The organism is Phytoactinopolyspora endophytica (genome assembly GCF_004138495.1).
In the GTDB taxonomy this organism is placed as follows: domain Bacteria; phylum Actinomycetota; class Actinomycetes; order Jiangellales; family Jiangellaceae; genus Phytoactinopolyspora; species Phytoactinopolyspora endophytica.
This window is the reverse complement of record NZ_ML142852.1, coordinates 196901-206555: the sequence shown is the minus strand read 5'-3', so window position 1 is coordinate 206555 and position 9655 is coordinate 196901. Positions and strand designations below refer to the sequence as shown.

At 64.4% G+C, this 9655-nt stretch carries 9 protein-coding genes, 1 tRNA gene and 1 pseudogene; 9 read left to right on the top strand and 2 right to left on the bottom strand.

Annotated features, from left to right (window positions below; all coding sequences use genetic code 11):
* Positions 1–21: 21 nt before the first annotated feature.
* Both ELR45_RS09340 and ELR45_RS09335 read right to left on the bottom strand, forming a co-directional pair.
* Complete coding sequence (locus tag ELR45_RS09340; RefSeq protein ID WP_129665380.1) at positions 22–1254, bottom strand: pyridoxal phosphate-dependent aminotransferase; 1233 nt, start codon at positions 1252–1254, stop codon at positions 22–24.
* A gap of 231 nt (positions 1255–1485) precedes the next feature.
* Positions 1486–2100, bottom strand: a complete 615-nt coding sequence (locus ELR45_RS09335; protein ID WP_129665378.1) for a hypothetical protein — start codon at positions 2098–2100, stop codon at positions 1486–1488.
* A gap of 287 nt (positions 2101–2387) precedes the next feature.
* Between ELR45_RS09335 and ELR45_RS09330 the strand changes: the two genes are divergently transcribed.
* The 9 genes and pseudogenes from ELR45_RS09330 to ELR45_RS40660 all read left to right on the top strand — a co-directional run.
* Positions 2388–2460, top strand: a tRNA-Trp gene (locus ELR45_RS09330).
* 104 nt (positions 2461–2564) lie between these two features.
* Complete coding sequence (gene secE, locus ELR45_RS09325; RefSeq protein ID WP_129665376.1) at positions 2565–2813, top strand: preprotein translocase subunit SecE; 249 nt, start codon at positions 2565–2567, stop codon at positions 2811–2813.
* A 45-nt stretch (positions 2814–2858) separates the two neighbouring features.
* A complete protein-coding gene (nusG, locus tag ELR45_RS09320) occupies positions 2859–3713 on the top strand; it encodes a transcription termination/antitermination protein NusG (protein WP_129665374.1) in 855 nt (284 codons plus the stop codon).
* 90 nt (positions 3714–3803) lie between these two features.
* Positions 3804–4232, top strand: a complete 429-nt coding sequence (rplK, locus tag ELR45_RS09315) for a 50S ribosomal protein L11 (RefSeq protein WP_129665372.1) — start codon at positions 3804–3806, stop codon at positions 4230–4232.
* A gap of 117 nt (positions 4233–4349) precedes the next feature.
* Positions 4350–5060, top strand: a complete 711-nt coding sequence (gene rplA / locus ELR45_RS09310; protein ID WP_129665370.1) for a 50S ribosomal protein L1 — start codon at positions 4350–4352, stop codon at positions 5058–5060.
* Positions 5061–5130: 70 nt separating this feature from the next.
* Positions 5131–6906: an alpha/beta hydrolase gene (locus ELR45_RS09305; RefSeq protein ID WP_205856287.1), complete on the top strand. Its 1776-nt coding sequence runs from the start codon at positions 5131–5133 to the stop codon at positions 6904–6906.
* 341 nt (positions 6907–7247) lie between these two features.
* On the top strand, positions 7248–7781 hold the full coding sequence (gene rplJ, locus ELR45_RS09300) for a 50S ribosomal protein L10 (protein WP_129665366.1): 534 nt from the start codon (positions 7248–7250) through the stop codon (positions 7779–7781).
* 72 nt (positions 7782–7853) lie between these two features.
* Positions 7854–8246, top strand: coding sequence for a 50S ribosomal protein L7/L12 (gene rplL / locus ELR45_RS09295; RefSeq protein WP_129665364.1), 393 nt, complete (start codon positions 7854–7856; stop codon positions 8244–8246).
* Between the two features lie 312 nt (positions 8247–8558).
* Positions 8559–9655 (top strand): annotated as a pseudogene (locus ELR45_RS40660) (DNA-directed RNA polymerase subunit beta); the annotation flags it as partial.

Here is a 9655-nt window from a genome sequence, read left to right as displayed (position 1 = left end):
ACCCCCGTGAATTCCTCCAGATCAGGAAAGCAGGCGCTGGATGCGGCCGACGCCCTCGGCGAGGTCGTCGTCGCCGAGCGCATAGGAGAGCCGGAGGTATCCGCTGGGGCCGAACGCCTCACCGGGGACCACCGCGACCTCGGCTTCGGTGAGGATCAGCTCGGCCAGTTCCACGCTGGTGTTCGGCGTCCGGCCGGCGATCTCGCGGCCGAGAACGCCCTTGACGGACGGGTATGCGTAGAACGCGCCCTCTGGCTCCGGGCATACGACACCGTCGATCGCGTTCAACATTTCCACGATGGTCTGCCGACGGCGGTCGAAGGCGTCGCGCATGGTGGCCACCGCGCTGAGGTCTCCGCTCACAGCGGCGAGGGCCGCGCGCTGGGAAACGTTGGCGACGTTGGAGGTGGCATGAGATTGCATGTTCGTGGCGGCCTTGGTGACGTCGTTCGGGGCGATCAGCCAGCCGACCCGCCACCCCGTCATGGCGTATGTCTTGGCCACACCGTTGACGACGATGCAGGTATCGGCAAGCTCGGGAACCTCGACGGGCATGGAGGAGAAGGTCGCGCCGCCGTAGACGAGATGTTCATAGATCTCGTCGGTGATCACCCAGATGCCGTGCTGGTGCGCCCACTGGCCAATGGCCCGGACCTCGTCCGGCGAGTAGACCGCGCCGGTCGGGTTCGATGGCGAGCAGAACAGTAGGGCCTTGGTGCGCTCCGTCCGCGCCGCCTCGAGCTGATCGACCGTCACGCGGTAACCGCTGGTCTCATCGGCGAGGACCTCGACCGGGCTGCCGCCGGCCAGTCGGATCGACTCGGGATAGGTCGTCCAGTACGGCGCGGGGAGCATGACATCGTCGCCGTCATCGATGATCGTGGCGAATGCCTGATAGACGGCTTGCTTGCCGCCGTTGGTGACCAGAACCTGCGTCGGCTCGACCTGGTAGCCGGTGTCCCGCGCGGTCTTGGCCGCGATGGCTTCCTTGAGTTCGAGGAGACCCCCGGCCGGCGTGTAGCGGTGGTTCTTCGGATCGGAGCAAGCCGCGGCTGCCGCCTGGACGATGTAGTCCGGCGTCGGGAAGTCGGGCTCCCCCGCACCGAATCCGATGACGGGACGGCCGGCTGCCTTGAGAGCCTTCGCCTTGGCGTCGACCGCGAGGGTCGCGGACTCAGTGATCGACCCGATCCGCTGCGAGATGCGAGGACGTGAGGTACCGGCTGCGGTGCCGGAAGGAGTAGCCAGAGTCATGGGCTAATCCTTGCACTACCGCACCCGGGTTCGCCAAGGAGATACGCCCCGCGCCCCGACGTATGTGGTCGCCTTGGGTGGGCCGGGGATTCCTTCTCCCTCTCACGCGCTCGGCGGACGGCTTCACCTGCTGGTTGCGTTTACGCTGCCGCCGATCGAAGATCGGTCGAAGAAGCCCCCCGGCCTCTCCGGCGCTCGGCTCGGTCTCGTGCAGGCACGGTTTTGCGGTTCTTAGAGTCTGGGGGCGGACATGGCCCGGTAGTACTCGCCCGACTCAGGGCGGTACAGCATGTAGAGGATTACTCCGGCGAGCACTGGGGAGATCAGGTTGAGCAGCGTGTTCAGACCGAAGCCGCCCAGCGTGATGTTCATCAGCGCGAACAGGATGTTCAACCCACCGAGGATGGTCGCCACCACCCGCGCCCAGGAGCGTCCGCGACGGTTCGCCCATGCCATCCAGAGCCACAGCCCGATCGCGATCAGGGGGAAGATCGTGGCCACGCCGTATGACAGGTTGACCGCCGCGTCGATCTCGCTCTCGGTCAGGGTGTCATCGTTGTCGATTACGGCCTCGCGGATCGCGTCCCGGCTGAACAGAGCGAACAGCAGGCTCAATACCGTGAGCCCTGCGCCGACGTACATCAGCCGGACGGCGTTGACGATGGGGCGGGGCGCGAATGACACCGAGCCGCTGTCCAAGGGTGGGCCAGCGTGGCCCGAGTCCGGAGACGGAACGCTCTCATGCCACGATGGCAGTCCTTCGGACGGGCGATCGCTGGAAGGAGAGCTGAACGGATCCCGCTTGGGCTCGTCGCCCGACCCGCTGCCTGGCGTGGTGCCGCTCATGTTGCGCTCCCAACAATATGTCGTTGACATCCGGTCGGTTCCGACGGGATGCAGTAGCTTCTTACTAGCAGCCTATCCGTGTGATGCATGGGTGGGCCAGCTTAACGCCCCGGTCATCTACACACAGGCCGGCTCGGCACGGTGACAACCGGATGGTCGAGGGCCCCGTGATCACGTGAGTTCGACCATTATGCCATTCACCCCGTACACTCTCTGTTCGGTGGTCGCTGATTCCTGCTCAACTTCGCCTCAGGCGCTATGGTGAGTAGGTGTCGCTCGTTCACCGAAGGGCAGTAGCTCAACTGGCAGAGCACCGGTCTCCAAAACCGGCGGTTGGGGGTTCGAGTCCCTCCTGCCCTGCTGGTCACCGCGGCTGAGGGTCATCGCGGCCCCGGACGTCGAGTGGCCAAGGCGACCAGCCGTCCGCCTGGGCGGCGGAAATGAAGACCCAAGTGAGGTAGCAAGTGACGGAGACGAGCGGCCAGACCGCGACGCCCGATCGTCCACGCCCGCCACGGCGGCGTGGCCCGATCGCACGGTTGTCGCTGTGGGTTCGGCAAGTTGTGGCCGAACTTCGCAAGGTCGTCTATCCGACGCGGCGTCAGCTGTTGACGTACACGGCCGTCGTGCTGGTGTTCGTCGCGATCATGATCGCTATCGTCTCCGTGCTCGACCTGGGCTTTGGTTGGTTGATGCTTGAAGTGTTCGGCTGAGCCCCGCCAAGGCACAGTAGCTACCAGGAGGAAGAAGTCCGTACCGTGTCCGAACAGTACGCGCCCGTCGACGACGCAGCCGCGGAGCCGACCGCTGACGATGAGCCGACCCAGGCCGTCGGCCCGGACGAGCAGGCCGATGTGCCCGCCGTCGACGAGCCGACCGCGGACGATGAGTCGATCGTTGACGACGAGGCCGCAGCCGACGATGAGCCGACCGCAGCCGACGATGAGTCGACCGACACCGCCGAGCAGGACGAACAGGCCGATGAGTCTGGTGACGTCACGCCCGAGGCGGATGAGCCGGTCGACCCGCTCGAGGAGTTCCGTCGAGTCCTGCGGGCCAAGCCAGGCGGCTGGTATGTGATCCAGACGTATTCCGGCATGGAGAACCGTGTGCGGGTGAACCTCGAGAACCGGATCAGCAGCCTCAATATGGAGGAGCAGATCTTCGAGGTCGAGGTTCCGACAGAAGAGGTCGCCGAGATCAAGGGCGGACAACGCCGGATGGTGAAGCGCAACCGGTTCCCCGGTTACGTGCTCGTCCGTATGGACATGTCCGACGAGTCGTGGGCGGCGGTGCGGCATACGCCAGCAGTGACCGGCTTCGTCGGCCACGGAAACCAGCCATTGCCCCTCAGTCTCGCCGAGGTGGAGCGCTGGCTCGCGCCGGAGTTCGAGGAACCGGTCGTCCAGACGGAAGAGAAGAAGAAGCAGCAGGTGGAAGTCGTCGACTTCGAGGTCGGAGACTCCGTCATGGTCGTGGATGGACCGTTCGCCACGCTGCACGCCACCATCAACGAGATCAACGTCGACTCGCAGAAGGTGAAAGGCCTGGTTGAGATCTTCGGCAGGGAGACGCCTGTCGAGTTGTCGTTCAATCAGATCCAGAAGCTCTAGTTTCTCCGTCAAGGGACACTAGGGGCCGCACACAGCGGCCACATCGTCAACGACACACAACCGAGAAGGAACGACGAGGACCCGAGGAAGATGCCCGCGAAGAAGAAAGTCGCAGGCCTGATCAAGCTCCAGATCCAGGCCGGTCAGGCGACACCCGCGCCGCCCGTGGGGCCCGCATTGGGCCAGCACGGCGTCAACATCATGGAGTTCTGCAAGGCGTACAACGCCGCCACCGAGAACCAGCGTGGTGACGTGGTGCCGGTCGAGATCACGGTATACGAGGACCGGTCCTTCACGTTCGTCACCAAGACGCCGCCCGCGGCGAAGCTGATTCTCAAGGCCGCCGGGGTCGAGAAGGGCTCGGGCGAGCCGCATCGTGTGAAGGCTGCGACCATCACACGCGATCAGGTGCGTGCGATCGCTGAGCAGAAGATGCCCGATCTCAACGCGTATGACTTGGACGCGGCGGAGAAGATCATCGCCGGTACCGCCCGGCAGATGGGTGTCAACGTTCAGTAGTCGTCCCGCGGTGCGCACCGGCTGGGTCGGCGCGAGAACCGCGGACCTGACAGACCGCACAGTGGAAGGGCAGCGCTGGCCCGTACCACGACTCCCGACCTTTCTACAGGAGCGAAGATGAAGCGCAGCAAGGCCTACCGGGCAGCCGCCGAGAAGATCGACCAGAGTCGTCTCTACTCGGCCGTGGAAGCAGTTCGCCTGGTCAAGGAGACCAATAGCACGAAGTACGATCCGACCGTCGAGGTCGCATTGCGACTGGGCGTCGACCCGCGCAAGGCCGACGAGATGGTCCGTGGCACCGTCAACCTGCCGCACGGCACCGGCAAGACCGCTCGGGTCCTGGTCTTCGCCGTGGGTCCGAAGGCGCAGGAGGCGACGGACGCCGGCGCCGATATCGTCGGTGGCGATGAGCTGATCGAGGAGGTCCAGGGTGGCCGGCTCGACTTCGACGCGGTGGTCGCCACTCCCGATCTGATGGGCAAGGTCGGGCGGCTTGGGCGGGTGCTCGGCCCGCGTGGCCTGATGCCGAACCCCAAGACAGGTACTGTGACGGTCGACGTCACCAAGGCGGTATCGGAGATCAAGGGCGGAAAGATCGAGTTCCGAGTCGATCGCCACGCCAACCTGCATTTCATCATCGGCAAGGCGTCCTTCACCGAGGACGCGCTCATGGAGAACTACGCCGCGGCACTGGACGAGATCAACCGTCTCAAGCCGTCGTCGTCCAAGGGTCGCTACATCAAGAAGGCGACGATGACGTCGACGATGGGGCCGGGCATTCCGGTCGACCCAGGCAAGATCCGTGCATCTGAGCCTGCGCGAGCATGAAATATCCGGGCCAGCCGCGGTGCCGATTCGAACGGCACCGCGGCTGGCCCTTTGAATGGGGATGCACGGCATGTCGGTGATGGACATCTTGGTCGAGCGTTCGGCGCCGCTTCGCCGTAGGCTCCCAGCTGTTCAGCGTCGCCTTTCGGCAGTGCGCCGGGTCCCGGTCCTGGGACGTCTGATCACCTGGCTTCGGCTCGATTTCGCCGGCTCCCTGGTCGGGACCTTCTTCTTCTGCTGGTCGCTCACGCCGTCCCTGCTCCCGCGGACCTGGTACTACCAAGCGCTCGTGACGGGGGTCACGGCGACGATCGGCTATGCCATCGGGGCGCTGATCGGTGTGCTCGTCAGACTGATCATCCGTAAAACGCGGCGCGGCCGGCCGCTGGCGCGGCAGACCGTGACTGCGGCGTGGACGGTGCTCGGCATCGTCGGCACGGCGTCGGCGGCCTGGTATATGGCGGGCTCAGCGCGTTGGCAGAGCGACCTGCGTGATCTCATGGACGTGGACAGCCCGCGGCTGTATCACTACATCTTCATCCTCCTGATCTCGTTCCTGCTCTTCATCGGGTTCCTGGCCATCGGCAGACTGCTTCGTGGGGCGTCGCGACGACTCGGCCGGTTCTTTGCCAGGTGGGTGCCGGTGCAACTCGCCGTCGTCCTGTCCGCGCTCGTCGTCACGGGTCTGGCGGTGTGGTCGTGGACCGGACTGTTCTATCCCTGGTTCCTCGGGGCTGCGAACAGCGCTTTCGCGGCGATCAATCAGGAGACCATGGCGGGGGAGAGCTCACCGGCCATCGGCACCCACTCGGGTGGTCCCGGATCGCTGGTGACGTGGGACTCGCTGGGCCGAAAGGGCCGGGAGTTCATCTCGCAAGGTCCTACAGCCGAAGAGATCGAGGAGTTCAGCGGTCTGCCTGCGATGGACCCGGTGCGGACGTACGTCGGCATGGACACCGCCGAGACCCCGGCAGGTCAGGCGTCGCTCGCGGTACGTGAGCTGGAGCGGGCCGGCGGCTTCGACCGCGAGGTGCTGGTCGTGGTCACGGCGACCGGTACCGGTTGGGTTGACGAAGCCGCGGCCGATGCGCTGGAACACCTGTACAACGGAAACTCCGCGATCGTCTCGATGCAGTACTCCTACCTGCCGAGTTGGTTATCGTTCCTGGCTGAAGGCGAGCAGGTGGATATCGCCGGCGAGGAGTTGTTCGACGCGGTCTACGAGTACTGGTCAAGGCTTGACGAGGACTCTCGCCCCAAACTTGTGGCGTACGGTGAGAGCTTCGGGGCGGTCGGGAGCGCCGCGGCGTTCGACGACCTGGATGAACTCAGAGCGAAGGTCGACGGTGCGTTGTGGGTCGGTTCACCGACATGGCATCCGCTGCGCGAGGAGTTCACCGAGGACCGGGACCCAGGCTCGCTCCAGCGGCTGCCCGAGTATCAGGGTGGTGAGACCGTCCGGTTCTGGGGTGGCTGGCAGGACCCCATGGACGTGTCGGGCTGGGAAGAGCCGCGAGTACTGTTCATGCAGCACTCGTCCGATCCCGTCTCGTTCTGGGCGCCCGACTTGATCTGGTCTCAGCCGGACTGGATGCGGGAGGAACGCGGGCCGGATGTGCTGCCGAACTTCAACTGGTATCCGTTCGTCACGTTCTGGCAGCTGACCGCGGACATGGCCGTATCCGCACTCATGCCGGTCGGGCACGCGCATAACTATGGCGGCGAGCTCGTCGATGCCTGGCTCATGGTGGTACCGCCGGACCAGGACTGGTCTGAGGAGAAGCTGGACGAGTTGCGTGACATGGTCCAGTCGTTCGACATGGAGGACGAGGACCGGCTCTGGTAAATGAGGCGGGAAGGCACGCCTGGTGGGGAATGCGAATAGATTGCGTTCGGTCGGGCGCGTGGTGGGAGCTGTCGAGACGCCGGTTTGGCGATGGGCACGGTGTGCCCGTAGACTAGTTGATTGCCGAAGACCGCCGGTTTCATGCTGTTTGGCATGACGAAGGTCCCGCGCATGCGGGCGGCCCGCGCAGGTGTATGGATGACGAAGCTGTATCTATGATGCGGCGTCCGCCCCGTGCCCTGTGCCGGGGCGTTTTTTATGCACGGGACCGGCGAACATGTCAGTGTCAGGCGGGCGGTCTGCGGTGGTGACAAACCCATCCGTGCGTCATAAGGAGTCCCATGGCGAGGCCTGATAAGGCAGCCGCGGTCGCCGAACTGGCAGAGGAGTTCCGTACCTCCTCCGCCGTCGTGCTGACCGAGTATCGCGGTCTCTCGGTCAAGGAATTGACCGAACTCCGTCGATCGCTCAGCGGGAACGCGTCGTACACCGTGGTGAAGAACACGCTGACCAAGCTCGCGGCCAAGGAGGCCGGAGTCGAGGTCCCTGACGAGCAGCTCGTCGGGCCGTCGGCCATCGCCTTCGTCAAGGGCGACCCGGTCGAGGTGGCCAAGGGGCTGCGTGACTTCGCCAAGACCCATCCTGTGCTCACCGTGAAGGGTGGCCTGTTCGAGGGCTCACCTCTCACGCCGGAAGACGTCAAGAAGCTGGCCGACCTTGAGTCGCGCGAGGTTCTGCTCGCCAAGCTGGCGGGTGCCATGAAGGCGTCCACGCAGAACGCTGTGTCGCTCTTCGCGGCACCGCTGTCGCAGACGGCACGAGCCATCGACGCGCTTCGACAGAAGGTCGAGGCCGGCGGCAACGCTGCCGAGTGAGTGCATTCTCACGCCCCACCCATACCCCCACAACGGTCTTAAAAGCCGAACACGAAGAAAGGAACCGCCACCATGGCGAAGCTCAGCACCGATGAGCTCCTGGATGCGTTCAAGGAGATGTCCCTGATCGAGCTCTCGGAGTTCGTGAAGAAGTTCGAAGAGACCTTCGATGTCACTGCGGCGGCTCCGGTAGCCGTCGCCGCCGCCGGAGCTCCGGCAGCGGGCGGAGCCGAGGCCGAGGCCGAGGTCGAACAGGATGAGTTCGACGTCATCCTCGAGTCGGCCGGTGACAAGAAGATTCAGGTCATCAAGGAGGTTCGCGGCCTGACGTCGCTCGGGCTGAAGGAAGCCAAGGACCTGGTCGAGGGCGCCCCGAAGGCGCTGCTGGAGAAGGTCAACAAGGAGGCTGCGGACAAGGCGAAGGAATCGCTCGAAGCCGCCGGTGCCACCATCTCCGTGAAGTAAGTCATCGCTGCTCACAGACCAGCAAGCCCGGCGACCTCACGTCGCCGGGCTCTGGTGTTTGTGGGGCTGCGCGACGCGCCGAGGCGAGGCGCGCGCTTGACGCGAGCGATACGTCCGGGAGATCCTTCTTGCAGCGTCACGACACGATAGGGAGCGTCCTGGAACGGATATGGGCCGCCACTCGACAGCAGTGAGCCTTTTAGGCTAGACTGCGATTTTGCGCTGTCCACTGTCCTGTCGTTGATGAGGGCAGGGGTCTGCGTGCAGCCCGATTGATTGACTATATCCGACCGTGTGCCCTCGGAAGGACCCCTGTTGGCCGTCACGCCCATCACCACACAGTCCACAAACGGTTCCCGCCGTATATCTTTCGCTAAGCTCAGGGAGCCCCTCGCGGTTCCGAACCTCCTCGCTCTCCAGATCGACAGTTTCGACTGGCTGCTCGGAAATTCGCGCTGGCAAGCGCGCGTAGCCGAGGCCGAGGCGGAAGGGCGTCAGGACATCAACACGACGTCCGGCCTGCAGGAGATTCTCGACGAGATCAGCCCGATCGAAGACTTCTCCGGCACTATGTCGCTGTCGTTCTCCGACCCCAGGTTCGAGGATCCGAAGAACACCATCGACGAGTGCAAGATGCGTGACTTCACGTACTCTGCACCCCTGTTCGTCACCGCCGAGTTCATCAACAACGAGACCGGCGAGATCAAGTCGCAGACCGTGTTCATGGGCGACTTCCCGCTGATGTCACCCAAAGGCACATTCATCATCAACGGTACCGAGCGGGTGGTCGTCTCCCAGCTGGTCCGTTCGCCTGGTGTGTACTTCGAGCGTTCGCTCGACAAGACTTCGGACCGAGACATCTTCACGTCGAAGGTCATCCCGTCCCGGGGTGCTTGGCTGGAGTTCGAGGTCGACAAGCGAGACACCGTCGGTGTCCGGCTCGACCGTAAGCGCAAGCAGAACGTCACCGTTCTGCTGAAGGCGCTCGGCTGGACGAACGAGCAGATCCTGGAAGAGTTCGGCGACTACGAGTCGATGCGAACCACCCTGGAGAAGGACCACACGACCAGCCAGGAAGAAGCACTGCTCGATATCTACCGCAAGATGCGTCCGGGTGAACCGCCCACGCGGGAGGCCGCTCAGCAGCTGCTCGAGAACGCCTACTTCAACCCGAAGCGGTACGACCTCGCCAAGGTGGGTCGGTACAAGCTCAACAAGAAGCTCGGCCTCGACCTGGCGCTGGACCAGAACACCATCACCCTCGACGATGTCATCGCGACGTTGCGGTACCTCGTCCGGCTGCATGCCGGCGAGGAGGAGATGACGACTGGTGAGCACGAGGTGCGAGTCGAGACGGATGACATCGACCACTTCGGCAACCGTCGCCTCCGTACCGTCGGCGAACTGAT